Source organism: Pseudomonas sp. 313 (genome assembly GCF_000316965.1).
GTDB lineage: Bacteria > Pseudomonadota > Gammaproteobacteria > Pseudomonadales > Pseudomonadaceae > Chryseomonas > Chryseomonas benzopyrenica.
Window position 1 is genome coordinate 32214 of sequence record NZ_ANBZ01000037.1, and the last position, 24826, is coordinate 57039.

22 protein-coding genes and 5 pseudogenes are annotated in these 24826 nt (G+C 61.2%); 17 read left to right on the forward strand and 10 right to left on the reverse strand.

The window, feature by feature from the left end; translation table 11 throughout:
• The first annotated feature begins 62 nt into the window (after positions 1-62).
• The 6 genes from C722_RS0108125 to C722_RS0108150 all read left to right on the forward strand — a co-directional run bounded on the left by C722_RS0108125 (position 63) and on the right by C722_RS0108150 (position 5377).
• A complete protein-coding gene (locus C722_RS0108125) occupies positions 63-386 on the forward strand; it encodes a helix-turn-helix transcriptional regulator (RefSeq protein WP_017640027.1) in 324 nt (107 codons plus the stop codon).
• Positions 387-469: 83 nt separating this feature from the next.
• Positions 470-1516, forward strand: a complete 1047-nt coding sequence (gene arsB, locus C722_RS0108130) for an ACR3 family arsenite efflux transporter (RefSeq protein ID WP_017640028.1) — start codon at positions 470-472, stop codon at positions 1514-1516.
• Positions 1513-1938, forward strand: a complete 426-nt coding sequence (gene arsC, locus C722_RS0108135; RefSeq protein WP_017640029.1) for an arsenate reductase (glutaredoxin) — start codon at positions 1513-1515, stop codon at positions 1936-1938. The genes arsB and arsC overlap by 4 nt, the downstream gene beginning before the upstream one ends.
• Positions 1939-1949: 11 nt before the next feature.
• Positions 1950-3125 (forward strand): chromate efflux transporter, encoded by a 1176-nt coding sequence (gene chrA / locus C722_RS0108140; protein WP_017640030.1) that lies wholly within the window; start codon positions 1950-1952, stop codon positions 3123-3125.
• Positions 3126-3302: 177 nt separating this feature from the next.
• Positions 3303-4553 carry a hypothetical protein gene (locus C722_RS0108145; RefSeq protein WP_017640031.1) on the forward strand — a complete coding sequence of 417 codons (1251 nt, stop codon included), beginning with the start codon at positions 3303-3305 and terminating at the stop codon, positions 4551-4553.
• Between the two features lie 146 nt (positions 4554-4699).
• Positions 4700-5377 carry a type 1 glutamine amidotransferase domain-containing protein gene (locus C722_RS0108150; protein ID WP_017640032.1) on the forward strand — a complete coding sequence of 226 codons (678 nt, stop codon included), beginning with the start codon at positions 4700-4702 and terminating at the stop codon, positions 5375-5377.
• A 379-nt stretch (positions 5378-5756) separates the two neighbouring features.
• Here C722_RS0108150 and C722_RS0108155 read toward each other — a convergent pair whose 3' ends face one another.
• Positions 5757-6671: an NmrA/HSCARG family protein gene (locus C722_RS0108155; RefSeq protein WP_017640033.1), complete on the reverse strand. Its 915-nt coding sequence runs from the start codon at positions 6669-6671 to the stop codon at positions 5757-5759.
• Positions 6672-6747: 76 nt separating this feature from the next.
• Between C722_RS0108155 and C722_RS0108160 the strand changes: the two genes are divergently transcribed.
• Together C722_RS0108160 and C722_RS0108165 are read left to right on the forward strand one after the other, a co-directional pair.
• On the forward strand, positions 6748-7782 hold the full coding sequence (locus C722_RS0108160; protein ID WP_256204529.1) for a LysR family transcriptional regulator: 1035 nt from the start codon (positions 6748-6750) through the stop codon (positions 7780-7782).
• Positions 7783-8026: 244 nt separating this feature from the next.
• Complete coding sequence (locus tag C722_RS0108165; protein ID WP_017640035.1) at positions 8027-9973, forward strand: bifunctional diguanylate cyclase/phosphodiesterase; 1947 nt, start codon at positions 8027-8029, stop codon at positions 9971-9973.
• A 478-nt stretch (positions 9974-10451) separates the two neighbouring features.
• Here C722_RS0108165 and C722_RS0108170 read toward each other — a convergent pair whose 3' ends face one another.
• Entirely contained in the window at positions 10452-10826 is a 375-nt protein-coding gene (locus tag C722_RS0108170; RefSeq protein ID WP_017640036.1) for a helix-turn-helix domain-containing protein, read from the reverse strand.
• 170 nt (positions 10827-10996) lie between these two features.
• Between C722_RS0108170 and C722_RS0108175 the strand changes: the two genes are divergently transcribed.
• Entirely contained in the window at positions 10997-12022 is a 1026-nt protein-coding gene (locus C722_RS0108175; RefSeq protein WP_017640037.1) for an NAD(P)-dependent alcohol dehydrogenase, read from the forward strand.
• 687 nt (positions 12023-12709) lie between these two features.
• On the opposite strand, the pseudogene C722_RS26150 reads toward C722_RS0108175, so the two are convergent.
• A pseudogene (locus C722_RS26150) lies at positions 12710-12864 on the reverse strand (transketolase family protein); the annotation flags it as partial.
• Positions 12865-13074: 210 nt separating this feature from the next.
• Entirely contained in the window at positions 13075-13689 is a 615-nt protein-coding gene (locus C722_RS0108180) for a TetR family transcriptional regulator (RefSeq protein ID WP_017640038.1), read from the reverse strand.
• Positions 13690-13691: 2 nt separating this feature from the next.
• On the opposite strand from C722_RS0108180, the gene C722_RS26985 reads away from it, so the two are divergent.
• Positions 13692-13946: an enolase C-terminal domain-like protein gene (locus C722_RS26985; RefSeq protein ID WP_371099777.1), complete on the forward strand. Its 255-nt coding sequence runs from the start codon at positions 13692-13694 to the stop codon at positions 13944-13946.
• Here C722_RS26985 and C722_RS0108185 read toward each other — a convergent pair.
• Positions 13918-14643, reverse strand: a complete 726-nt coding sequence (locus C722_RS0108185) for an SDR family oxidoreductase (RefSeq protein WP_017640039.1) — start codon at positions 14641-14643, stop codon at positions 13918-13920. The genes C722_RS26985 and C722_RS0108185 overlap by 29 nt on opposite strands.
• A gap of 158 nt (positions 14644-14801) precedes the next feature.
• Between C722_RS0108185 and C722_RS0108190 the strand changes: the two genes are divergently transcribed.
• The 3 genes and pseudogenes from C722_RS0108190 to C722_RS25700 form a co-directional block, all read left to right on the forward strand.
• Entirely contained in the window at positions 14802-15689 is an 888-nt protein-coding gene (locus C722_RS0108190; RefSeq protein WP_256204530.1) for an AraC family transcriptional regulator, read from the forward strand.
• A gap of 12 nt (positions 15690-15701) precedes the next feature.
• Positions 15702-16345: pseudogene (locus C722_RS26695) on the forward strand (Gfo/Idh/MocA family oxidoreductase); the annotation flags it as partial.
• Positions 16337-16925: pseudogene (locus C722_RS25700) on the forward strand (substrate-binding domain-containing protein); the annotation flags it as partial. The pseudogenes C722_RS26695 and C722_RS25700, both read left to right, overlap by 9 nt.
• 295 nt (positions 16926-17220) lie before the next feature.
• Here the strand turns inward: C722_RS25700 and C722_RS24755 are convergent.
• Both C722_RS24755 and C722_RS26990 read right to left on the reverse strand, forming a co-directional pair.
• Positions 17221-17577, reverse strand: coding sequence for a hypothetical protein (locus C722_RS24755; RefSeq protein ID WP_242455188.1), 357 nt, complete (start codon positions 17575-17577; stop codon positions 17221-17223).
• 9 nt (positions 17578-17586) lie between these two features.
• A pseudogene (locus tag C722_RS26990) lies at positions 17587-17790 on the reverse strand (TetR family transcriptional regulator); the annotation flags it as partial.
• Positions 17791-17839: 49 nt separating this feature from the next.
• Between C722_RS26990 and C722_RS26995 the strand changes: the two are divergent.
• From C722_RS26995 to C722_RS24765, 3 genes and pseudogenes are all read left to right on the forward strand, one after another.
• On the forward strand, positions 17840-18040 hold the full coding sequence (locus tag C722_RS26995) for a type II toxin-antitoxin system ParD family antitoxin (RefSeq protein WP_081594578.1): 201 nt from the start codon (positions 17840-17842) through the stop codon (positions 18038-18040).
• Positions 18033-20090 (forward strand): PAS domain-containing sensor histidine kinase, encoded by a 2058-nt coding sequence (locus C722_RS25710; protein ID WP_157225817.1) that lies wholly within the window; start codon positions 18033-18035, stop codon positions 20088-20090. Before C722_RS26995 ends, C722_RS25710 begins: the two co-directional genes overlap by 8 nt.
• Positions 20091-20457: 367 nt before the next feature.
• Positions 20458-21077 (forward strand): annotated as a pseudogene (locus tag C722_RS24765) (tyrosine-type recombinase/integrase).
• A gap of 185 nt (positions 21078-21262) precedes the next feature.
• Here C722_RS24765 and C722_RS0108220 read toward each other — a convergent pair.
• The 3 genes from C722_RS0108220 to C722_RS0108230 form a co-directional block, all read right to left on the reverse strand.
• A complete protein-coding gene (locus C722_RS0108220; protein ID WP_017640045.1) occupies positions 21263-22582 on the reverse strand; it encodes an NtaA/DmoA family FMN-dependent monooxygenase in 1320 nt (439 codons plus the stop codon).
• Positions 22583-22741: 159 nt separating this feature from the next.
• The gene (locus C722_RS0108225) at positions 22742-23584 is read right to left on the reverse strand and encodes an NADPH-dependent F420 reductase (protein WP_256204531.1); all 843 of its coding nucleotides are present in this window, start codon (positions 23582-23584) and stop codon (positions 22742-22744) included.
• Positions 23585-24298 carry a nitroreductase gene (locus tag C722_RS0108230; protein ID WP_017640047.1) on the reverse strand — a complete coding sequence of 238 codons (714 nt, stop codon included), beginning with the start codon at positions 24296-24298 and terminating at the stop codon, positions 23585-23587.
• Positions 24299-24403: 105 nt separating this feature from the next.
• On the opposite strand from C722_RS0108230, the gene C722_RS0108235 reads away from it, so the two are divergent.
• Positions 24404-24778: a helix-turn-helix domain-containing protein gene (locus tag C722_RS0108235; RefSeq protein ID WP_178121603.1), complete on the forward strand. Its 375-nt coding sequence runs from the start codon at positions 24404-24406 to the stop codon at positions 24776-24778.
• The last annotated feature ends 48 nt before the right edge of the window (positions 24779-24826 follow it).

Below are 24826 nucleotides of genomic sequence, written 5' to 3' on the forward strand. Positions count from 1 at the left end.
TCGACTTGGCAACGAACACGCCTTAACATTCAATGGTTCAACGATCCTTGAATTATCGAATCATGCATGAAGACAGTGCCGTATCCGCCCTCGCCGCCCTCGCTCACGCCCAGCGCCTGAGGGTCTTTCGCGCCCTGGTGGTGGCGGGCACGGATGGCCTCACCCCCAGCCAGTTGGCCGACCAGCTCGAAGTGAGCCGCAGCAACCTTTCCTTCCACCTCAAGGAGCTGGCCACCGCCGGCCTGGTCTCGGTGGAACAGCAGGGTCGCAACCTCATCTATCGCGCGGCCTATGACCAGATGAACGCCCTGCTCGGCTACCTGACCGAGCACTGCTGCGCCGGCGGCGACTGCGTGGTCAGCGAACCCTTGCGCTGTTCCTGCTGATCCTCGACCAACCCCCATCCACCGACCGCAAGACCAGGCCCGCCATGCATAGTCCCCACGCCTGCCCACCGGCAGTACCCGCCATGAACACCTTCGAGCGTTACCTCAGCCTCTGGGTGGCGCTCTGCATCCTCGCCGGCATCACCCTCGGCCAATGGGCGCCGGATCTGTTCCGCTCTATCGGCCGGATCGAGGTGGCCCAGGTCAATCTGCCGGTCGGCCTGCTGATCTGGGTGATGATCGTGCCGATGCTGCTCAAGGTGGATTTCAGCGCCCTCGGCCAGGTGCGCCAGCACTGGCGCGGGATCGGCGTCACCCTGTTCGTCAACTGGGCGGTCAAGCCCTTCTCCATGGCGCTGCTCGCCTGGCTGTTCATTCGGGAAGTTTTCGCCCCCTGGCTGCCGAGCGACCAGCTGGATAGCTATATCGCCGGGCTCATCCTGCTGGCGGCGGCGCCCTGCACCGCCATGGTCTTCGTCTGGAGTCGCCTCACCCAGGGCGATCCGCTGTTCACCCTGTCCCAGGTCGCGCTGAACGACACCCTCATGGTGTTCGCCTTCGCCCCCATCGTCGGCCTGCTGCTGGGGCTGTCGTCGATCGCGGTGCCCTGGGCCACCCTGCTGCTTTCGGTGATCCTCTATCTGGTGCTGCCGGTGATCCTCGCCCAGCTCTGGCGACGCGCGCTGCTGCGCCAGGGCCAGGCTGCCTTCGAGCGCACCCTGGCCCGCCTGGGACCCTTCTCGATGGGCGCCTTGCTGGCCACCCTGGTGCTGCTGTTCGCCTTCCAGGGCGAGGCCATCCTGGCGCAGCCGCTGGTGATCGCCCTGCTGGCCGTGCCCATCCTGATCCAGGTGCTGTTCAATTCGGCGCTGGCCTATTGGCTGAATCGCCTGGTGGGCGAGAGCCACAGCGTCGCCTGTCCGTCGGCGCTGATCGGCGCCAGCAACTTCTTCGAACTGGCGGTGGCCGCCGCCATCAGCCTGTTCGGCTTCCACTCGGGCGCCGCCCTGGCTACCGTGGTGGGAGTCCTCATCGAGGTACCGCTGATGCTGCTGGTCGTGCGCCTGGTGAACGGCTCACGCGGTTGGTACGAACGCGGCGCCCTTTCCTCCCGTCGAGACCGTCCATGAACAGCGACATCACGATCTATCACAATCCCGCCTGCGGCACCTCGCGCAACGTGCTGGGCCTGATTCGCAACAGCGGCGTCGAGCCGACGGTGATCCACTATCTGGAGACACCGCCCAACCGGGCGCAGCTGGAACGGCTGATCGCGGACCTGCGCATGCCCGTGCGCGACCTGCTGCGCCAGAAAGGCACGCCCTATGCCGAGCTGGGGCTGGACGATCCGCAACTGGACGACGCGGCGCTGATCGCCGCCATGCTGCGCCATCCCATCCTGATCAACAGACCCATCGTCGTGACGCCCCTGGGCACCCGGCTCTGCAGGCCCTCGGAGCAGGTGCTGGAGATCCTGCCCGAGCCGCAGCGCGCGCCTTTCGTCAAGGAAGACGGCGAGGTAGTGATACCGCCTGCCGCGCCGCGCGGCTGATCGAGGCCGCCATGCGCGACATTGCCCGCGATAAGGACAGCGCCTGGCAGGTCTTCCTGATCTTTCTGCGCCTGGGCTGCACCAGCTTTGGCGGCCCCATCGCCCACCTGGGCTATTTCCGCCAGGCCTTCGTCGCCCGCCGCCAATGGCTGGACGAGCCCGCCTATGCCGAGCTGGTCGCGCTCTGCCAGCTCTTGCCCGGTCCGACCAGCAGCCAGGTCGGCATGGCCCTGGGCCTGGGCCGCGCCGGGGGCTGGGGCCTACTGGCAGCTTGGCTCGGCTTCACCCTGCCTTCGGCCCTGCTGCTGATCCTCTTCGCCCTGGGCCTGGCCCACTATCCTGGGCTGGCCGACTCGGCGGCGGTGCATGGCCTCAAGGTCTTTGCCGTGGCGGTGGTGGCCCAGGCGGTCTGGAGCATGGGCCGCAGCCTGTGCTCGGATACCCCGCGTCGCGTCCTGGCGCTGGTCGCCGCCGGCCTGGCGCTCTGGCTGCCCGGTTCGGCGGGGCAACTGCTGGGGCTGGGCCTGGCCGCCCTGGTCGGTCGCCTGGTACTGGCGCCGACCGCCACGCCGCCGGCCCTGGGCCTGCAAACGGGAACCTCCCGGCGCCTGGGGGTGGTCGCCCTGCTGCTGTTCCTGTTGCCGCTGCTGCTGTTGCCCGCCTGGAGCAACCTGGCCGAGGGTGTCTATCGCGCCGGCGCCCTGGTCTTCGGTGGTGGCCATGTGGTGTTGCCACTGCTGCAGGCGGTGGTGGTGCCCAGCGGCCTGGTCAGCGATGGCCAGGTCATGGCCGGCTATGGCCTGGCCCAAGCGGTACCGGGCCCCTTGTTTACCTTTGCCGCCTACCTTGGCGCCCTGGTGCCCTCAGCCTTGCCCGCCTGGCTCAACGGCCTGCTCTGGACCCTGCTGATCTTTCTGCCCGGCGCCCTCGTCCTGCTCGCCGCCCTGCCCTTCTGGCAGACCCTGCGCCAGAACCCCGGCTGGCAGCGCGCCCTCACTGGGCTCAACGCCGGCGTGGTCGGCCTGCTGCTGGCGGCGCTCTACGATCCGGTCTGGACGGGGGCCATCCGCGGCCTGCTGGATGTCGCCCTCGCCGCACTGGCCCTGGCGCTGCTCTTGCGGACCCACTGGTCGCCGGTGCTGATCGCGCTGTTGGTCGTTCTAGTCGTCAGTCTATTGAACTTTTAGCGCACTACCGTTTGGCGGCGTGCCACTAGTGGCCCGATGAAATTGCGGCGTGGTTCGCTGTAGCTACGTGGAAAGCTAGGCACTGTCGGCGTGACGTTCAGCTGTATGAAACGTCTTGCCCTGCGCGAGAACGTGTCCAGCGAGCGCTCGGCCTGACATGCATTAAGGATGACCGCCATGACCTACAAGAACCCCCTGGACACCACCGCCCCGCTGTTCACCGCTGCCCTCGCCAAGGCGCCCCTGGCCGCCGCGCCCGCCAAGGCTGCCGGTACCTCTGACGGCGTCACCTACTACGCCTTCCAGAGCCAGCCCCGGCTCACCCTCGACATCAATACCGCGCCCGAATACGTTGGCTTCGCCAAGACCTTCGATGCCAAGGGCCCCCACTACGCGGCCGCCTCGACCCTGAACGAGCTGACCTTGACCGGTCACTACGAAGACCAGGTCACCCGCCTCGACGGCCATACCCGTGGCGCCACCGCCAGCGACAGCAGCCTCGACTCGTCCATCGCCAAGCTCACCGTCAGCCTCACCGACGTGTCGACCAATCAGTTCAACGAGAGCGATCTCATCACGCTGGACAACTTCGATGGCCTGCAGACCTTCGACGGTTCCACGTCCACCGCCGGCCTGTCGATTGACTTCCTGCATGGCTACACCGAAGGCCATGACTACACCTATGCCAGCCAGAGCGCCTTCCTGAAGAGCGTGATCACCGGCAGCGGCCGTGACTCGGTGAGCGTCAGCACCATCGCCGCCGCGGAACTGGAAAGCGTCACCTCTCTCGCCCACTCACGGGTCAAGGCCATCACCGTCGATACCGGCGCCGGTGGCGACCATATCAGCGCCCATATTCAGCAGGCAGACGTCATCATCAACGCCGGCGCTGGCAACGATTACGTCGACCTGCTGTTCACCAAGGGCGTGGCCGCCCACAACGCCAACCTGAGCGGCAGCTACGGCCACGGGGCCACCATTACCCTGGGCGAAGGGCCCGATTACCTCACCCTCGATCCCAGTCTGGTCAACTTCGATGGCAGCAGCAGCGCCGCCGCCAACCGTTCCCTGGCCGCCAACCATGTGACGGTCACCGACTACAACGCGAACGATGACCACATCATCTTCGGCTTCGCGGTGTACGACGAGAAAGCCGTGGTCACCATCCAGGACGCCGCCCTGGCGAAGGCCACTAGCCTGTTCGCCGCGCTCAACACCGTGACCCAGTCCACCACCGGTCTGGTCAATGCCGCCGTCTTCCACTATGGCCAGGACACCTATGTCTTCCGTGACGCCGGCTACGAAGGCCAGGTCGACAACCTGGACTCGCTGATCAAACTGGTAGGCGTTCATAACCTCGATGACGTCGCCAGCACCGTTTCCGCTCGTGAGCGCTATGAGCCGGGCGGCACGCTTGGCTGGGGTTGATCGCCCCTGAACGCCACGGCCGCCCCAACCGGGCGGCTCGCCGGCTGCTTCTGTGAGGTATTCGTGGCTTACCACAAGAGCCGGGCACTCACAGCAGGAACCCAGGGTCTGTCTAGCGATACCCTTCCGAACACGAGGAACGCGCGATGAAGATCCTGATGGTCCTGACCTCCCACGACCAGCTCGGCGACACCGGCAAGAAAACCGGCTTCTGGCTGGAAGAATTCGCTGCCCCCTACTACGTGTTCAAGGATGCCGGTGCCGAGATCACCCTAGCCTCCCCCGCCGGTGGCCAACCGCCGCTGGATCCCAAGAGCGACGCCCCCGACGCCCAGACCGAGTCCACCGAGCGGTTCAAGACCGATCCCGAGGCGCAAAAGGCGCTGGCTGGCACCGTCAAGCTCGCTGAAGTGCACGCCGACGACTACGACGGCCTCTTCTATCCCGGCGGCCACGGCCCGCTCTGGGACCTCGCCGAATCCCGCGACTCCATCGCCCTGCTCGAAGCCTTCGCCCAGTCCAACAAGCCCTTCGGCCTGGTCTGCCACGCCCCTGGTGTGCTGCGCCACGTCAAGGCCGCCGACGGCACCCCGCTGGTAAAGGGTCGCACCGTTACCGGCTTCACCAACAGCGAAGAAGCCGGGGTGCAACTCACCGACGTGGTGCCCTTCCTGGTGGAAGACGAGCTGAAGAAGCTCGGCGCCCGCTACGAAAAAGGGCCGGACTGGGGCGAGTTCGTGGTCGAGGACGGCAACCTGGTCACCGGCCAGAATCCGGCCAGTTCGGAAGCCGCGGCGGATGCCTTGCTGACCAAGCTGGGTTGAGCATCCCGGACAGGAAAAAGTCCGCCTGATGGCGGGCTTTTGCGGGTGCGGCTCTAGGCTCCGCGGGAATCGCTCGTACCCCTGATCAATCGTCCACAAGGATCGATCAGCTGTATCGAACCGGCCAGAAGATTCCGGACGCTCAACACGCAGGCGCCGCTTCTGGTGCGGTCGAGAGGGCACGACGCCGCTCGCGATAAGGACGACAGCCACTACCGCCGCGATACGCCAGTTCTCCTGATCGGCAAACGTCTGGCATAAGCCTTGGCACCATCGAGGCACCCTATCGCCCGGAGTCGTACGCTCTGTGCCAATAGCCAGCACCAGTTCGCGCGTCCAGCTATCGCCGTCCTCTGCCTCAGTCGAGAAACGCGAGGATTCAGGCCGAGGGCACGACGGCGAAGCGGAGCCTGTCCCGCGCCCAGACGGCAAAGGGCATCGGTGTCTTACCCGCCACCCTGTTCGCCAGCGCGATCCCGGCGTCGTGGGAGCCCGGTCCAAGGTAGGTGTAGGTCTGATAGTAGGCCAGCGTCTCGCCCAGGGCGTCGGCTCCGGGAAAGAAGCCTGCATAGGCCTCGCGAGGAACCTGGGTGAAGGTCACCTTGAGCCCCAGGCCATTGAAGGTGTCGACCAGGTCGTTGAAGCTCATGAAGTCGCCCACCAGCGGAAGGTAGGCACCGTCGCCCGTTTCTTCCGGATGCGCGAAGGCGCCCGCCACGATGTCGCCCAGCTCGTCTATGTCACCCATGTGCAGGCAACGCACCGCTGGATCGATAGGCAGCGTCCAACCCAGGCTTCCGTCCGGCTGCGTTTGCGGCCCGTACGGCCCTACGAAGTTCTGGTAGTACGCCGGTGGAATGACGAAGGTATGCCGCGAAAACCCAGCCTTCCTGACGATCGAGTCAACCTTCGCCTTCCCGGTGAACTGAGGCACCTTGAATTCGCCGCCGCTGATGGCCTCGACATCCGGCAGGGTGGACCAGATCAGATGCTGCACGCCGGCGGCTTTGGCGGCCTGGACCGCCGCCCCGGCCTGCTTGATTTCATCGGTGCCGGCTTGCCAGAAGTTGGTGACGAGAAAGACGCCATAGGCCCCTTCGAGCGCCGCGGCAAGCGTCTCGGGCCGCTCCAGATCCGCGGCGACCACTTCGTCAGCGGGTCCCTCGTACTTGGCCGGGTCACGCGAGAGCGCACGCACCCTGAATTGCCCGCCTTGGCTCAAGGCCCGCACGACCCCTCCACCTTGGTTTCCGCTCGCACCGAATACGGCGATCAGCTGCTTTTCGCTAGACATCCTTTACCTCGTTCGATCTTGATCAGGCGCCTAGCCGGATGCCAAGCGCGCTTGTCAGGGTGACTCGAACGCCATCTTGCGTTTGGCTGACCGATGCATCAACTCTCCAAAAAATGGCATCACTTGCTATGATTTGATCCATATGAGCGAGCCAATAGAAACAGCCGAACTCGTCGCCTTCACCAAGACGGTCGAGGCCAAATCCCTTTCGCGCGCCGCGGCCGAATTGTGCATTCCGCGGGCCACCGTGAGCAGACGTCTTGCCCGCCTCGAGGAACGTCTTGGCGCTCGCCTGCTGCTTCGCACCACGCGCAGTCTGGTCCTTACCGAGGTGGGCGAGGTGTTCTATCGGGAGGCCTGCATCGCACTCGAGGCGGTGCGTCTTGCCGAGCAGAGCGTGCGCAGGACAGACGACGTAGTGCGCGGTGATCTGCGCGTCTCGACGCCGCCCATCCCGGGTTTTGGCTTCCATGCCATGCTCTGCGAATTCGCGGCGCGCTATCCCGAGCTACGCGTCCATATCCACACGTCAAACCATCACGTCGACCTGCTTCGCGGTGACTACGATGTCGCGCTCAGGGCCAGCAGCCAGCTCGAGCCCGGCTTGATCGCCCGCACCCTCTTGCGCGACCGAATGATCGCCATTGCGGCGCCTGCTTACCTGGCCGCTCGCGGCGTACCGCGCACTCACCACGATCTCAAGCATCACCACTGCCTGCTCGGCTTCACGCGTGGCGAGCTCCCGGACACTCACTGGCCCATGACCTCCGGAAGCAAGCTTCATGTGGAAGGCACCTTCTTCTCGAACGACATCACCCTGCTGTGCGAGGCTGCCGTAGCCGGGCTTGGCATCGCGCTTCTTCCCCAAGACCTGGTAGCGCGAGACCTGGAGCGTGGCGCGCTCCAGCAGGTCCTAGCCGACGTCGTCGGCACTGAACTGCATATCGCGCTGGTCTATCCCGACCGTACCTTCCTGCCGCCTCAGGTGCGTGCCTTCATCGATGCGGTCGTCGCCTGGGTACCACGCAGACGTGCCGTGGAACCCGGCGCTGCAACACCCGGGCAATTGGCTGCGTCCAGGGCTTCGCGCGAGGAAGGTGCAGCTTCCTGACGGTAAGCGAAGACCGCGCAGGCGTGGAAAGCCGGCCTTCGCCAAAGGCTTCACAGCAATGTATCGGCCCTGGAAAGGTAAAGGCCCGCAACTCCGGCCAAGTGCCATTAGTCGCGAAGACTGCAGAAAAGCCGGCGCCAGCCGACAGCCTCCCCATGAGCGCAGCCTTAGCCCTGCGCCGCCCAGGCTGGAAAGGATATTCCGTGCAGTTGGTTACCTGGTCGTATTTTCAGAGCATTGCCCGATGAAGAGAGTCCTGCTCGGCGTGCGCGCCCTGATGTCCGTGCCCAAGGACAATCCCGGCCTGGTCAAGGCGCAATACCTCGCGCTGTCGCGCCAGCTGCCGATGATGTACTTCATCCTGCTGACCAACACCCTGATGCTGGCCGGCACCCACTATGCCGTCGCGCCGCGCTGGCTGGTGGTGTATTGCCCGTTGCTCATGACGCTGTTCGGCGTGATCCGGGCGGCCGAATGGTTCCGCACGCGCAATCAGCCGCGCAATCCGGCGCAGATGCTCTCGGCCCTGAAGCGCACCAACAGGCTCGCGCCCATCGTGGCCTCGGCCTTCACCGCCTGGGCGCTGGCGCTGTTTCCCTATGGCGACAGCTATACCCAGGCGCATGTGGGCTTCTACATGGCGATCACCGTGATCGGCTGCATCTTCTGCATGATGCACCTGCTGCCAGCGGCCCTGGCCACCACCGCCGTGGTCAACACCGCCTTCGTGGTGTTCTTCGCTTCCACTACCATCGGCACCTTCGTGGCCACGGCGATCGACGTCCTGCTGGTGTCCATCGCCATGCTGGTCATCCTCAAGGCGCAGTACGGGGACTTCACCCGGCTGGTGAACATGCAGGCGCAAACAGCCAAGCTCAGCGAGGAAAACCTCAAACTGGCCAATCAGGACAGCCTGACCGGCCTCGCCAATCGACGGCAGTTCTTTGCCCGCCTCGATAGCCTGCTGGCCGATGCGCGCGCGCAGGGAACCCGTCTCGCCGTGGGCCTGATCGATCTGGACGGCTTCAAGCCGGTCAACGATCTCTATGGCCACAGCGTGGGCGACCGACTGCTCTATCAGGTCGGCCAGCGCCTGAGCGGACTGCTCGACGAGGACGTGCACCTGGCCCGCCTGGGCGGCGACGAATTCAGCCTCATCATCACCGGGGTCTTGAACGATGAGCAGCTGCGGGCCTTTGGCGAAAGGGTCTGCGCCAGCCTGCGCGAGCCCTTCCTGCTGGTGGACCTGCCCATCCAGATCAGTGGCTCGCTGGGCCTCGCGACCTTTCCGGACCAGGCCTTTTCCGCCACGGACGTCTATGAGCACGCCGACTACGCCCTGTACCAGAGCAAGCGCCACCGCCCCGGCACGGCCTGCCTGTTCAGCACCGCCCATCGCCAGCAACTCAATCGCGAAGGCCTGACCGAACAGGCCCTGCGCCGAGCCGACCTGGAGCGCGAGTTCTACATGGTCTTCCAGCCCATCGTGGACCTCCACAGCAAGCAGACCGTAGCCTTCGAGGCCCTCGCCCGCTGGGAAAGCCCGGAGCTGGGCAACGTGCCACCGGGTGATTTCATCGCCACCGCCGAGCGCGTCGGCATGGTCAATCGCCTCACCCTGCCCCTGCTGAGCAAGGCCCTGAACGCGGCCGTGCGCTGGCCCACGGGCATCCGCCTGGCCTTCAACCTCTCCGCCCACGACTGCGGCTCGGAAGACGCGGCCCAGCAGATCGTCGAACTGATCAAGCGCAGCGGCTTCGACCCGGCCTGCCTCGACTTGGAAATCACCGAAACCGCCGCCATCCAGGACCTGCCCCAGACCCAGCGCGCCATCAGCCGCTTTCGCGCACTGGGCTGTGGCATCTCCCTCGACGACTTCGGCACCGGCTATTCCAGCCTGAGCCAGATCCACGCGCTGCCGCTGACCAAACTCAAGGTGGACCGCACCTTCGTCACCAACCTCCACCTCGACCCGGCCAGCTTCAAGATCGTCAAATCCCTGATCGCCCTGTGCCAGGACATGCAGCTGGAATGCATCGTGGAAGGGGTGGAAACCGCTGCGGAACTGGGTGCGCTGAAGAATCTTGGTTGTACCAGGGCGCAGGGTTATCTGTTCGCCAAGCCCATGCGGGCGAGTGATATCAGGGGTTGGTTGGAAGGGGAGCATTTGGCTGAGGTATTGGCGGTTTGACTCGCAGGGGTATCAGGTGCGACGCGGGCTCTTGTCCAGGCAGCGATCTCTGGTTCAGCCACGTCCGCTCACAACTGTAATCCCGCAACACCTTGCCTCGCTTGGGTTTACGTAGGCACTCATGCCACTTCATGTAGAAGCTTGAAGAAGTTTAGGTTAGGCCGATGAGTATGGGCTTGACCCTACACCCCTGAAGCCTACGGAAAGCCGATAGAGACATACTCGCTTACGCGACACGCTCAGTTCACCGGTCCTAGAAAATGAATACCGTGATGTGATCATTGTATGGCTGCTGGCGGCCAGAAACGCATGTCGACAAGCGACCGCTACCGACCCAAAGCTGTCGTTGGCGGTGGGCAGCTACCGGCCAGAAGCGGACGTCGACAAGCGACTGCTACCGATCTTTCACAGCCATTCAAATACCAGCGATGAACGTTGGAAAGCAGCCTTCCATACGCAAGGGCCGAAAGGTCGGCATCTATCCTTCCAGCAGTGCACCGCGACTGGCTTCGCACTTCAAGAAGGCCCAATCGATCAACGCCTCGATCGACGGGCCAAGCGCGAGCCCTAGCTCGCTTAGCGCATACTCCACCTTGGGTGGAACTTGCGGGTAGACCGTCCGCGTGATGATCCCGTTTTTCTCCAGTTCCTTAAGTTGCTGGATCAGCATCTTTTGACTCACGCCCTCAACCCGCTTTTCCAGTTCTGAGAATCGCACCGGCGCCTTAGCTGCGAAGAGCTGGACGATGATGACTATCTTCCACTTTCCCTCAAGAACCCGCAGGGTCTCGCTCGTTGCAGCCGCCCATACGAGCTGCTGCTGAGGGTCTTCGCATCTCCAATCTCGTTTCACTTAACTTACCTTTTGGTGGGTAACAAACCTATCGGTAGGTTCTTGCATATACCTATAGCTACCTCTAATTTTGCCCCCAAAGCAATTTTGCGGCTACAGCCCGAACGAGCTGATGCCCGTTCTACCCTCAGAACGAGGACGGCTACGCCGAACCAGCGAGGACGATGACGATGACGAGGACGATGAAGGTTGTTCGATGGACATCCGGCGACAAGCCGGGCCTGGAACTGCACGACGAGGCCGTGCCGACGCCAGGGCCTTATGATGTGGTGATCAAGGTTCAGACGGCCTCCCTCAACTACCGCGACCAGGCCATCCTTGATGGCGAGTATGGCGGGCCGACCAAGCCGAACGGCACGCCCCTTTCGGATGGAGCGGGCGAGGTCGTCGCGATCGGTGAAGCCGTGACGCGCACGAAGGTGGGCGATCGCGTCAGTGCCTCATGCCACCCGCACTGGATCGGCGGACCCCCGCGTCCGGAGTATCAGCTCCACAGCCTCGGCATGACTACCGACGGTTGGCTGGCCGAGCAGATCAAGGTCCACGAGAACGCTATCGTTCACCTGCCGGACTACATGTCCTACGCCGAAGCAGCGTCTCTACCGTGCGCCGCTGTCACCGCCTGGACCGGGCTCAACCTGTCGTCGCCCCTCCAAGCGGGTGAGACGGTGCTGGTTCAGGGCACAGGGGGCGTTGCGCTCTTCTCGCTCCAAGTGGCGACGATGTTCGGCGCGAAGGTCCTCGCGATCACATCGTCCGATGAGAAGGCGGAACGTCTCAAGGCGCTAGGAGCCGCGGCCGTGGTCAACTACCGAACCCATCCCGACTGGGACAAGGAAATCCTCGCCCTCACAGACGGCCGAGGCGTCGACAAGACCATCGACATCGCAGGCGAGAAGACGATCGTGAAGTCGGCGGCGGCAACCCGCAAGGGCGGCGACATCACGCTGGTTGGCTTCACCAGCGGCTTCGGCGGCGGCCTCCCGCCGATCGATATTCTCTCGCGCAGCCTTCACGTAGCGGGAACGGCGATCGGGCCGAGGGCGAACTTCGAGGCACTGCTGCGGGCCATGGCTCTGCACGAGATGCATCCGGTCCTCGATCAGACCTTCCCGTTCGCGGACTACCAGGCAGCTTATCAGCGGCTAAAGAGCGGCAACCACGTCGGCAAGGTCGTGATCGACGTCGCGAACTGAGCGATCGCCATATGAATAGATATGGGCCCGGACGACGAACAAACCGATTAATCCACTTCAGATCCCGCGAAACCAATCCCCCGTGAATTTCTATTTACATCCACGAAAGCGTTTGATAGCCGTGTGATAACTTCATTCGGTAGCCCGCATAGCTACCTAGCGAATGCTCTTGCCCGCCCGTTGCTCCACGGAGCGGGTTTTTTTTAGCCTCAGACGCCGGTGATAAGCACACCTTTCGCACGCACTGCTGCAGCGCAGCTATCTGGCTTCGGGCAGCGGTGGGCAGCTTACCAACGTACGTCGTTGGCATTTGAATGGATGTGAAGGATCGGTAGCAGTCACTTGTCTATCTCCGCTTTTGGCCGCTAGCTGCTCTCCGCCAACGGCAGCTATGGGTAGTGGGCGGCATGTCATTCAGCGCCAAGCCGAGCAGGTTGCTCTGGCTGCTGGAGTTGGGCGTCAACAGCGATAGGCACTGTCTAGGTTCTGGCGTCAGCCGCAGGCTGTAGCTGCCGAGGGAGAGCACCTAGGACCGCCTACCCGACGCCGACGGTATGCCGATTCGCCGGCTGGGCACAGGCATCATCGAGTGCGCCCGAGGTAGGCACTGGATGAGGAGAAAAGGCCCGTCGAGGCGAGGCCGCTAGGCGTGCGCCGGCGCCTTGGACGACCTCGCAACCAGGCCTCTTACAACCAAGCCTTGATCTGCTGGCAGACCGCGGTGGTGGAGATGCCGTAGCGGTCGTGCAGGGTCGGCAGCGCCCCGGCGTCGAGGAGGCGTCGGGCAATGCGATCTGGCGGAAGCTGGGCGTCACGCCGTTACGCAGCAGGGCGGTCGCGACGAAGCCCTCGGCTTACTACGGACAGGTAGTGAATGTGCGTCGGTGGTGGCGGCAACAGATCGCGCCGCAGGAGAGCCCTTAGAAGGTGGAAGAAGACTTCCCGCGACACCACGGCATCGACTCTAACAATAGGAAGGTCGACAATTACGGCTGTCTAATACCGGGCGACACCGGCCGCTGCCAGGCCGGTGTCGCCCCGGCCATTTGCCCTCAAGACCAGTCTTTCACCAGCGACCTGAAGTAGAGGTTGAAGGTCAGCCGAACATCCAGGAGCGGCTCGAAGACCTCTCGGTCACGAAGGATGCTAGCCAAGGTGCCGAAAAAGAAGCTATGCAGCTGTAGGCTGGCACTTCTCGGTGTGATCCCGACCTGCAGGCGCTGCTGTTGGCCGTCGAAGAGGCGTTCGAGGAGCGCTACGAATTCACGGGTCAAGGCATTCTCCCGCTGCTCAAATTCATGTATGTCCTGAGTTAGCTCGTAGCGGTGCACAAGGATGGTCATGACCCGACGCTCCCGTCCCGGCTGAACGAACTTTTCCATGCATTCGACGCACAGTTCGTACAGCCTCATCAAGCAGTCGCCCTCTCCATCCGCAAGCAATTGCTGGTTGACTTTGTCGAGCGGAATGCGGATTCGGTCGAATAACTCACGGAGAAGTTGGGCCTTGTCCTTGAAGTGCCAATACACTGCTCCTCGAGTGACTCCGCAATCTCTGGCGATCATTTCAAGGCTGGTGCGCGATACACCATTGGTGAAAAATAACGCTTCAGCTGCATCCAGAATGGTCTGCCGAATATTCTCAGCGTCTTCCTTCGTACGGCGCATGGATATCTCAGTTTACAGGGGCTAATTTTCAAAGCCTTCGATATGACAGCCATCGAAAAGACTGCAAACGCGAACGCGCCTCCCTCGCCACTAGCGAGCGTCTCTGCACTTGCCGGGGCTTCGGTCGATTCATCGAGCGGCAGATCGTAGACACCGTCGAACCTGACGTCAGGAACAACGGTGGGCTGGCGGAACTCATGAAGATCTCTGCCAAACCTCTTTCCAACCCTACATTGCCCAGGCCGTTGGACGTATGACGAGCTCGTTGACATCGACGTCGTCTGGCTGCTCTAGCGCATAGCGGATCGCTCGTGCAATTACATTAGGAGATAGTCCCTGCGGCATTGACGCTTTGATCATTGCGGTAATATTGGGGTCAGTGACGTCATGGCCAAGCTCGGTTACGGTAGGTCCGGGCGAGATGATCGTCGTGCGAATCATGTCATGCTCTTGGCGCAACCCTTCGGTTATCACACGTACAGCATGTTTGGTCGCGGAATAGACAGAAGACGACGGTATCACCATGCGTGCTGCAACTGACGCAACGTTAATGATATGTCCGTTCTTTTGCATGATGAACCCAGGCAGTACGGCCGCTATGCCGTTGAGAACGCCGTGAATATTCACGTCGATCATCCGCTTCCACTCGTCTCTCTTGAGCGCCGCGAGCATCGATAGCGGCATGACGCCTGCATTGTTGACCAGGGCGTCGATCCGACCGAAGCGCTCCTTTGCGGCTTCGGCGAACGCGTCGAATGCAGCAGCATCAGTCACGTCGAGCTCACGCCAGGCAACGCTATCCCCAAGCTCGTCTGCGAGCGCCTTCAACCGTGTGCCACGACGCGCACCAATGAAAAGCCGAGCGCCCGCCGCCGCAAGCTCCCGCGTCGTAGCCTCGCCGATGCCACTCGATGCGCCAGTGATGAGTACAACCTTATCGATTTTTGAGGTCATGATTCGCTATCTCCGTCTTCAAATGACGGAATCAGAATGTCACTTAGTTTTCTGAACGCGGTAGCGCGATCCTACGAAATCTTTGCACAATCCTCTAAGATTACGAGCAGCACTGGCTAGCGCGTCGATTTGAGCTCAGAGGTAGCTTCATGGATAGGATGAAGGAACTCGCGCAGGCAATCTATCGCCATGCCCCTGATACGGGCCTTTGCGCCACAGCCATACCACGCTTGTCGTTGGTCTATGTAGATCGCCCTAGCGTTCCGACACCTGTCGTCTATGAGGCCGGGCTATGTCTGATAGCCCAAGGGTCTAACCGCGTTTCGATGGGCGAGCGTAGTGTGGTCTACGACGCGGCGCACTATTTGGTGGTTTCCGTCGACATGCCTCTGTTGTGTCACGTCACCGATGCCAGTCCAGACCTGCCCTACCTCTGCTGCAAACTCGGATTCGATCCCGCGCTTCTCACAGAGCTGATGATGGCAGAAAGCGGTACAGCGCCCCGCGTCGACTTACCAGCAATTGGGGTGTACCCAAGTGATCCGGATCTTATCGAAGCAGTTTGCAGACTTGTTCGACTCCTCGACCGGCCTGAGACAATCCGGGCGCTGGCTCCGCTCATTGAGCGTGAGATCCTTTACCGGCTACTCATCGGCCCGCATGGGCCGATGCTGCGACACGTCGCAATGGCCGGCAGCCATGTCAACCAGGTAGGTCGCGCCATTGGCGCAATTCGGCAGCGCTTCGACAGTCAGATCAGGATTGAAGATATTGCCGTCGAGGCTGGCATGAGTACATCTTCGCTTCACGCGCATTTTAAAGGCATCACAGGCATGACGCCCCTCGAATATCAGAAGCAGTTGCGATTACAGGAAGCACGCCGCCTGATGCTGATAGGGGGCGCGACAGCAGGCAAGGCAGGGTTCGCGGTTGGCTATGAAAGCCCGTCGCAGTTCAGCCGAGAATATCGACGTTTGTTTGGTGCTCCACCCCGGCAGGACATCGAGCGGCTGCATGCTGCGTCTTCGACAACCCTGTCATTGTAGAAGCTCTCGACCGAGCTGGTGGTGGCCGCCGCCCGGGCCGGCCAGACGGTGTTCTGCGAAAAGCCCATGGCCGTGATCCTGGAAGAGGCAGACCGGGCCATCGCCGCCTGCGCTGAAGCTGGCGTCGCCCTGCAGGTGGGTTTCAACCGGCGACTCGCCACCAGCTTGCGAACCGCCCGTGAGCTGATCACCCAGGGACGTGTCGGCCCCCCCAGCTGCTGCGCTCGCTCACCCGCAATCCGGCGCTCCATAACCCGGCGGCGGTGAAGCCCTCGACCATCTTCCTGGAAACCCTGATCCACGACTTCGACACCCTTAACTTCTTCAATCCGGGCGCCCGGCCGACCCAGGTGTACGCGGTCGCTGACGCCCTGGTGCGCCCGGACTTCCGCGACAAGGGCCTACTGAATACCGCCGTCGTCACCATCCGCTACGACAATGGCGCCATTGCCACCGCCGAGGCCAACTTCCAAGCGGTGTACAGCTGCGACGTGCGCGGTGAGGTGTTCGGCAGCGCGAGGATGCTGACCGCCGGGGATGCCCGGACCAGCGAGCTGGTCTGCTACGGTGTCGCAGGAATCAGCCAGACCACCCAGCGCTCCGACGCCGAACTGCTGCGCGACGCGTACCTGGCCGAGATGCGCGCCTTCGTCGATGCCCAGGGCGACGTCGTCCGCCAGCTGAACCAAGTGCAGAACTTCCTGGCGCAGAACGTGGACGCCGTGATCGTGCTGCCGGTGGACACCGCCGCCGCCACCGTCAACATCACCCGCGCCGCCACCATCGAGAAGGTTCCGCTGGTATACGTCAACCGGCGCCCGGACGATCCCAAGCTGCCCGCCGGAGTGGTCGCCGTCGCTTCGGACGATCTGCAGGCGGGGCAGTCGTAGGGGCAGTTTATCGCCAAGCAGCTGAACGGCAAGGGCAGCATCGCCGTGACCATGGGCGAGCTGACCCAGAACGCCACCCGCGGCCGCTCCGAGGGTCTCAAGGAAGCCCTCAAGGCCTTCCCCCGACACCAAGCTGGTCGCCCAGCAGAACGCCGATTGGGATCGCAGCAAGGGCATGGACCTGACTAGCAATTTGTTGACCGCTGGGACCCGCTTCTACGCCATCGTCGCCAATAACGACGAGATGGCCATCGGCGCCGTCATGGCGCTGCAACAGGCCGGAATGGGCAAGGGTCAGGTTCCGGTAGTGGGGGTGGGTGGCCTACCCGACGGCCAGGCGGTGATATTACACCCCTAGCTTCAAGTAGCGACCGGGAGCGCGCCAGCCTGAACGCGGTAGCGTCCCGAAATTGTGCGGGTCGCTGCCCGAAAAGGGGGATCGCCCTACTGGAACGCCCCCCGAAGGCGGAAAACTAAATTCCAGGGCAGTTCGGTGACGCAACCCGCGGTGGCAAGGCTTCAAGGCCGGTCGCTTGCGCCACTGGCGCACCGCTCGCCACCCGTTATGGCAAGTCTTTTACCAGCGACCTGAAGTAAAGCGTGAAGATCAGTCGCACATCCATGAGCGGCGCAAAGATGTCTTAGTCACGAAGGATGCTAGCCAGCGTGCCGCAAAACAGGCTATGCAGCTGTAGGCTGGCGTTTCTCGGCGTCACCCCGGCTTGCAGGCGTTGCTGTTGGCCGTCGAAGAGGCTTTCGACGAGCGCTACAAATTCGCGGGTCAAGGCACTCTCACGCTGTTCAACTTCATGCAGTTCCGCAGTGAATTCGCATCGGTGCACAAGGATCGTCATAACACGACGCTCCCGCCCCGGCTGCACGAACTTCTCCATGCACTCGACGCTCAGTTCATACAGCCTCCTGAGACAATCGCCCTCCTCATTCACATGCAACTGCTGGGTCACTTCGTCGAGTGGAATGCGGATGCGATTGAGCATCTCAAGGACCAGCTGCACCTTGTCTTGGAAATGCCAATACACTGCTCCACGAGTGACCCCACAATCTCTAGCGATCATTTCGAGGCTGGTGCGTGAAACACCATTGGCGAGGAGGTCAGCCTTAATCAGTTGTACGGGGTATCTGGGTGCCTGAACGGTTTCGAAAGCACCACTCCTCCGTCGCAGGCTGTACGGTCCTGTTCCCCCGACCAGCGCTCGATATCCTGCTTGTAAGAAAGTGTCTTAAAACGCACGATAACGAATGCCTATCCGTCGAACCCTCACCGTCTCTATCACCCCGGAACAAGATGCCTTGATACGGGCATGCTTGCATTCTGGCCGATTCGCCAGCGCCAGCGAGGTTGTCCGGGCAGCCCTTCGGCTTTTGCAGCACGATGAGCGCCAAGTCGATCGCCTAGTTACCGACATGCCCTCGACGCAGCACAGCCAAGAGCATGTCTGAACATAGCGCCTACTCGCCAAGCGGGCCACTGGACTCAACCGCTGCCCTTGACCGTCAGGTGCTCTTCTCAACAGCACCGGCCCCCATGCTAGTGGTGGACGTTGACAGTCCGCGGTTCACCATTATTGACGTCAATGACGCCTACTTGGCGGCGACCCTACAAACACGAGCCAGGCTGGTCGGTAGCGGCTTGTTTGACGCTATGCCCGACAACCCCGCTGATCCCATGGCTACGGGTGTCACGAACTTGCGCGCCTCTATTGAGCGCGCGATCGCTACCAAAGCGCCGGATCGGATGCCAGATCAGAAGTACGATGTTCCTCTTGATTCAGGAGGCTTCGAAGAGCGCTGGTGGGAACCGGTCAACGCCCCTGTTATCGGTAAAGAGGGTGAAGTGGTGGCGGTCGTTCACCATGTCACCGATGCCACCGGGCGGGTCCGCGCAGATGAAGCTTTGCGCCGTCTAAACGAGACGCTAGAGCAGCAGGTCCGACAGCGCACTGCGGAGCTGCAGCTGTCACGGGACATCATCCAATCATCCACTGACCCCATTTGTGCGTTTGACACTGAGCTACGCCTCATTGCCTTCAACCAAGCGCACAGTGATGAGTTTTATCGCATGTTCGGCTACCGGATGCAGATAGGCGATGTGTTTCCCGACCTACTCCCGCCCGATCAAGCATTGGTGATGCGCAGCTTCATGACACGCGCTTTGATGGGGGAGTCCTATACGGTTACGGAAGTCTTCGGTGATGCCCGTCTTGGCGTACGTCACTGGGAGTTTTCCTACTCGCCCTTGCGTGATCTCCAAGGCCGCATTCTGGGCGCGTTTCACTACGCCCGTGATATCTCGGCGCGCGTGCATGCAGAAACCGAGTTAGGACTTACCCAGGAAGCGCTACGCCAATCGCAGAAGATTGAGGCGATAGGTCAGCTCACGGGGGGAGTAGCTCACGACTTCAATAACCTGCTTACCGTGATCAGAGCCTCCACTGACCTGCTCAAACGCCCTAATCTCGCGCCTGACCGTAACGCGCGCTACATTGCGGCCATCTCGGAGACGGTGGATCGAGCCTCGAAGGTGACCAGCCAGCTCTTGGCGTTCGCGCGCCGGCAGAAGCTCAACCCTGAGATGTTTGATGTGTGCGACAGCGTCCATGCCTTGACGAGCATGCTGGGAACCCTCATCGGCCAGCGCATTAGAATCGTGACTGAGCTTCCCGGCCAGACCTCCTATATCAGCGCTGACCTAAACCAGTTTGATACCGCCCTAGTCAACATGGTCGTGAATGCTCGCGATGCCATGAACGGTGAGGGCCAGCTCACCATCAGCGTAAATAGGGTTGAGATGATGCCGGCGATCCGGAGACATCCATCCGTTCAAGGTGACTATGTTGCGGTCTCGATCAGTGACACTGGTAGCGGCATTGCAGACGAGCATCTTGCGCAGATCTTCGAGCCCTTCTTTACTACCAAGGAGATCGGTCACGGAACGGGCCTAGGTCTCTCTCAGGTGTTCGGATTTGCCAAGCAGTCCGGTGGTGAGGTTGACGTCAAAAGCGAGTTAGGTCGTGGCACCACCTTTACGCTTTATCTTCCTCACGCAGTAGGATTTCTGCCGACCATCGGTACAGCGGAGCCAGAAGCCCTGGTAGACGGTCAGGGTACCCGCGTACTCGTCGTTGAGGACAATACCGACGTAGGCAACGTTGCCGTACAGGCGCTGACCGACCTAGGTTATGTCACTGTATTGGCTGCCAATGCGGAAGAGGCGCTGGCAGAGCTCAGGAAAAATGCTGAGCGATTCGATGTCGTGTTTTCGGATGTAGTGATGCCGGGCATGAGTGGCATCGATCTCGCGCATCGAATCCGCGAGGACCATCATGACCTACCGGTGCTGCTTACCTCCGGCTACAGCCATGTCCTGGCGCAAAATGGCACGTACGGCTTCGAGCTGCTCAACAAGCCTTACTCGGTCGAGCAACTCTCTCGTCTTTTACGCAAGGTCACGACCTGGCGACGACGGACACATATTCTCGGAAAGCAGTAGTTCGAATGTCCGACTTGGCGCGTCATAGCGGCAATTAATCTGCAACCCCATGCTGGACGAGACTTACCCAAGATCGCGTCAAACAGCTCGCAGTCATTTGGACGTTGCCTAGTGCTGCAAGTGAGGCTGGATTACCGCTGTAAATTGCTCTGCCCCACAAGGCTTAGCTAGAAAGCAGGCGTTGCGGGGTAAGGTGCGGACCCGTTCACCTTTCGAGTTGTCCCCAGAGTCCTGCTGGCAAGCAAAGCACCTATATCGGACGACCGTTTTTTTGGCCGTTTCCGCCTCGGCGTCCGGCCGATGTGTCGGATAGCTCCGTCCCATGGTCGGGCCCATGCTTGTACTCCCTAACTGAGGAGAACAAGCCATGAAAGCGATAGCAGTCGTTAGTCACGAGCCTTGGAACAAGGGAAAGCTCGTTGGTCAGAAAGCCCCGCTCCGGATTAGGGATATCTGGGCTATCCGCGTCAGACTCCAGCTTGCGGAGAAAACCAGGGACTTGGCTCTATTTGACCTGGCAATCGATAGCAAGCTGCGCGCCTGTGACCTCACCAGGCTGCGCGTGCGGGACATAGCCCACGGGGGCATGTCTCACCGACAGCTATCGTGATGCAGCTAAAAACTCACCTTCCGGTGCAGTTTGAGATCACAGAGCAGACACGCTCAGCTGTGGAGGCTTGGATAGGCCGTGCCAAGCTTCGAAGCGAGAACTTCCTCTTCCCAAGTAGGCCTGCCCACTCCGAGCATATGTCCACCCGACAGTGCGCACGGATCGTCAAAGCCTGGGTGACAGCGGTTGGTCTGGATCCAGCCTTGTACGGAACCCATACCCTGAGGCGAACCAAGGCGTCGCTGATCTACCGCAGGACCAAGAACCTCAGGGCCGTACAGCTCTTACTGGGCCATACGAAGCTGGAAAGCACTGTCAGGTACCTTGGCATCGAGGTAGACGACGCTCTGGAGATGGCCGAGCAGACAGAGGTTTAGCCGCATGACCTGGCGACGGCTGCGGGGCCGTCGCTATCCGACCCAAAGCTGCCGGTCAGCACTGGCAGAAGTCGGCCAAAGCAGACGTCCGAAGGTCAAACGGGCACAGCTCGCTGACCTCTGCTCCCGGCATTTTTGCAGCTAGTCTTGAAGCGAACTTGCCTCCCTCGTAGCTGCAAGCGGCATTAGAGACGAGGATCGCGCCCGTATTGACCAGGTACATCAAGATGATCGCGGAGCGTAGTTCCCTCATAATCCCAATGAAACAGGCCGCGATCCTGAAGAAGCGGTATCACTTCGTCGACAAGCGGGGGCAACCCGTCTTCAAAGACGTCCGGGCATAACCAGAAACCGTCTACAGCTTCGGCCTCGAACCACTTTTGCATGTGGTTGGCGACTTCAACCGGTGGACCTACGACCGTCGGGTGGTAGTCAATGACACCGTGCGCCAGGACGTCACGCAGCGTCCAGCCTTCTTTGGCGATCTTTAAAGCGTTTTCGGAACGGGGATCATATGGTGATGGCTTGGCTTGGGCGAGCTGTTCAGGCGACAGGGGCTCATCAAGGGGAGCATGCTTAAGCGGAAGCCCGAGCAACCGACCGAGATAGCCGAGGCTTTGTGCAAGAACGTTTCCGTTCATTGCGATGCGACGATTCAGCCCTGCACGGCGATCTGCTGCGATGGTCGTCATGAGGCCTGCAAAAAATTTGACCTCGTCAGGATCGCGTCCCGCGCGTTCGGCCGCTGCTCGCAACGCCATACGCTCGTCGCGTGCTTCCTCGATCGTGAAGACCGCACCAATCACACCGCTGGCATAACGCCCCGCGACCTCCTGTCCCTGCTCGCCGCCGCCTGCCTGGAAGATTACCGGTTGTCCTTGTTCGGACGGAGGGAGTACGAGCGGACCGGTGGAGCTTACATGTTGCCCGCGTAGGTTAACCGGCCGAATCTCGGACAAGTTCGCGAATAGGCCAGCCTCCTTGTCGTGGAGCCAGGCGTCACGACCCCAGCTGCCCCACAGTGCTTGGACGAGCTGAATAACCTCGTGTAGCCGCTCGTATTTTTCCGCACGCGGCGGCAAGTCGCGTCCGTAATTTGCGGCTACCATCGGGTCGCTCGTCGGTACCGCGTTCCAGCCCGCCCGCCCGCGGCTCATCAGGTCGAGTGCCTTGAACTGACGCGCAAGGTTGAAGGGTTCGGTGAAAGTCGTCGATCCTGTCGCTACCAGCCCTATCCGCTCGGTCCCGCGCGCGACCGCTGCGAGCGTCATCATAGGCTCCATGTGGACATGCTGCGCGTCAGTGGCGATGTCGGCCTTCAACGCTGGGAAGTCAGGCATGAACAGGAACTGAAATTTGCCGCGCTCAGCTTGCTGGGCGTAGCGGACTAAGTTATCGAAGTTCGTGAAGTTCGTGGCATCAACGCCCGGCCACCGCCAAGCTCCCGCCTGAGAGCCATAGCCATTACCGAAAACCATTCCGATGAGCATCTGTCTAGTGGTCATGTCGTTTCTTGCTGCTCTTGGATGCCTGAAGCCGCCGGACGGCTTGGGTGATCCGCCAACAGCTTGCGAGGCTGACACACGGATGGTGGCAGGGGCCCAGTGCCCTCGCCATCTGGCTACCGTTGGCGACAAAGTGTCCTAGTCGCCTTAATGGCATCGTTACATGTTGATGGCACGGAGCAAACGTACACCCCAGTCCTCATCCGGATTGGTAGTGCCGTCGCCGAGCCGCTCCTGAATTACGGCAACTCCGAGGTCCCGGCGCTTCGGCAGCCTTTCGCGTTCGGCAGCGTCTAGAGCCGGGCGTAACTCAGGAAGCGTCAGGTCCGTACAATAGACCGGCGCGCCCGGCTGCTGACGCCAGGAGTCTGCGAGCGAGCCCGCGTCGTAGGCATCCAGGCCACTATCATTAACCAGGGCCATGGCGATGGCGCGATCCCTGTCCCTGTCAGCTGCAACAGGGATCGCAATTCGGTGAGAGGCTCCCTCCGGCTTGCTCTTCTTGGCGAAGGAAGCTGAGCCAATTGCATTCCATGCCTTGGCAATTGGTCGACCGAGCTGTTCGGCAACCCAGACGCTTTCAACCTGACCGCCCTCGATAGCCTCGATCTTTTCGTCTCGGAACGGATAATAGTTGGACGTGTCGATTACGACAGTTTCGTCAGGAAGCCGCGATACTAACGAAGCAATCTTCGGGATCGCGGCGAGAGGTATCGACAGGATGACGACGTCTACGTCAGCGACCGCCCCGGTCGAGGTGGCGGCGCGGGCACCACATGCAAGCAGTTCAGGATCTACCGTCTCAGGTCCGCGTGAGTTGGCCACCTTTACGTCATGACCTACCGCGCTCAGCTTTTGGACCAGTGTTTTCCCTATATGGCCAGTACCCAGAATGCCGATCTTCACAGTGATTATCCTCGTGATAGTGGTGACTGGTTTCGGACTTTTTGCCGGTGCTCGGAATAGACGACATCCCTCAAAAAGCGACTCTGTACATAGCACTCAGCGATGGAAGGTGACGCTCTCGGAAACGGGGACACGGTCCATTCTCATACGATTCCCCGGCGCCTCTTCGTCGGGGTAGCCGAAGGAAATGCCGAAGAGCATTTTTAGCTCATCCGGGATACCGAGATACTCTCGGATTGTTCCCGCGAAGAAGCCTAGCGACGTCTGTGGAATACCGCCGAGACCACGAGCCGCCAGCGACAGCAGGAACGTTTGCCCGTACATTCCGATGTCTCCAGCCACGCGGACATTGTCACCGAAGGAAGGCATGAACAGCAGCGCGACATGCGGTGCGTTGAAGAATGAGTAGTTCATTGCGGCAGCACGTTTGCGGCCCTCCTTGTCTGCCCTCATGACGTTCATCGCCTCGTAGTACGCTTTCCCTTGGGCGTCCTTTCGCTCGCCGTACGAGCCGTAAAACTCGCTCATCTCAAACGTGAAGTCCGGTGTGAATTCGCCCATATCGTTCTTTGAATGGATGATTTCGGAAAGTCCGGCCAGCTTGGCACCTGAAACGATGTGGACACTCCACGGCTGGGTGTTGCAGTTGGACGGGGCGCATTGCGCATCGTGCAATACGTCCTGCAAAACTGTGTCCGGTATGGGCGTATCGAGAAATCCACGAAAGGATCGCCTGATGCGCGCGGTATCCTGGAACGTGAGAGTGTCGTTTTCATTGGCGGCGTTGAGCAGCTTGAGTGGAGTATTCATGCAATACCTCTAGTTTGCTAATGCTCCTACACTAGGTACTATGTATAATTCAGGCAAGAACCCACTAAAAGGTGGGATACCCACCAAAAGGTGGGTAAGGTGGCATTGGATAGAGATTGGAAGTGTGAGGACCCCAAGCAACAGCTTGTCTGGGCAGCCGCAACGAGCGAAGCGCTCCGGGTTCTGGAGGGAAAGTGGAAGATGGTCATCATTGTCCAGCTATTCGCAGCCAAAGGCCCGTTACGTTTCTCCGAGCTTCAGCGCCGGGTTGAAGGCGTGAACCAGAAGATGCTGATCCAGCAGCTCAAGGAATTAGAGAAAGACGGGATCGTCACGCGGACGCTCTTTCCACAAGTGCCACCGAAGGTGGAATACGCTCTCGGCGAACTTGGCCTCGCGCTCGGCCCGACGTTGGAAGCTTTGGTCGACTGGACTTTTCTGAAGCGTGAGCTGGAAGGTCAAGCCCTCAAAGATTCTTAAGCAAGGGAGATTCGTACTTCTCGCAGCTTCCCGAAATATTTCTCCATT

Excerpts from the sequence above, each read along its gene's own strand:
- C722_RS26995 (WP_081594578.1), top strand. The coding sequence starts at position 17,840 with ATGCCTATCCGTCGAACCCTCACCGTCTCTATCACCCCGGAACAAGAT.
- C722_RS0108155 (WP_017640033.1), bottom strand. The coding sequence starts at position 6,671 with ATGTCTAGCGAAAAGCAGCTGATCGCCGTATTCGGTGCGAGCGGAAAC.
- C722_RS24755 (WP_242455188.1), bottom strand. The coding sequence starts at position 17,577 with ATGCTCAATCGCATCCGCATTCCACTCGACGAAGTGACCCAGCAGTTG.
- C722_RS0108125 (WP_017640027.1), top strand. The coding sequence starts at position 63 with ATGCATGAAGACAGTGCCGTATCCGCCCTCGCCGCCCTCGCTCACGCC.
- C722_RS0108175 (WP_017640037.1), top strand. The coding sequence starts at position 10,997 with ATGACGAGGACGATGAAGGTTGTTCGATGGACATCCGGCGACAAGCCG.
- arsC (WP_017640029.1), top strand. The coding sequence starts at position 1,513 with ATGAACAGCGACATCACGATCTATCACAATCCCGCCTGCGGCACCTCG.
- C722_RS0108230 (WP_017640047.1), bottom strand. The coding sequence starts at position 24,298 with ATGAATACTCCACTCAAGCTGCTCAACGCCGCCAATGAAAACGACACT.
- C722_RS0108165 (WP_017640035.1), top strand. The coding sequence starts at position 8,027 with ATGAAGAGAGTCCTGCTCGGCGTGCGCGCCCTGATGTCCGTGCCCAAG.
- C722_RS0108185 (WP_017640039.1), bottom strand. The coding sequence starts at position 14,643 with ATGACCTCAAAAATCGATAAGGTTGTACTCATCACTGGCGCATCGAGT.
- C722_RS0108180 (WP_017640038.1), bottom strand. The coding sequence starts at position 13,689 with ATGCGCCGTACGAAGGAAGACGCTGAGAATATTCGGCAGACCATTCTG.
- chrA (WP_017640030.1), top strand. The coding sequence starts at position 1,950 with ATGCGCGACATTGCCCGCGATAAGGACAGCGCCTGGCAGGTCTTCCTG.
- C722_RS0108190 (WP_256204530.1), top strand. The coding sequence starts at position 14,802 with ATGAAGGAACTCGCGCAGGCAATCTATCGCCATGCCCCTGATACGGGC.
- C722_RS0108145 (WP_017640031.1), top strand. The coding sequence starts at position 3,303 with ATGACCTACAAGAACCCCCTGGACACCACCGCCCCGCTGTTCACCGCT.
- C722_RS0108150 (WP_017640032.1), top strand. The coding sequence starts at position 4,700 with ATGAAGATCCTGATGGTCCTGACCTCCCACGACCAGCTCGGCGACACC.
- C722_RS0108220 (WP_017640045.1), bottom strand. The coding sequence starts at position 22,582 with ATGACCACTAGACAGATGCTCATCGGAATGGTTTTCGGTAATGGCTAT.
- arsB (WP_017640028.1), top strand. The coding sequence starts at position 470 with ATGAACACCTTCGAGCGTTACCTCAGCCTCTGGGTGGCGCTCTGCATC.
- C722_RS25710 (WP_157225817.1), top strand. The coding sequence starts at position 18,033 with ATGTCTGAACATAGCGCCTACTCGCCAAGCGGGCCACTGGACTCAACC.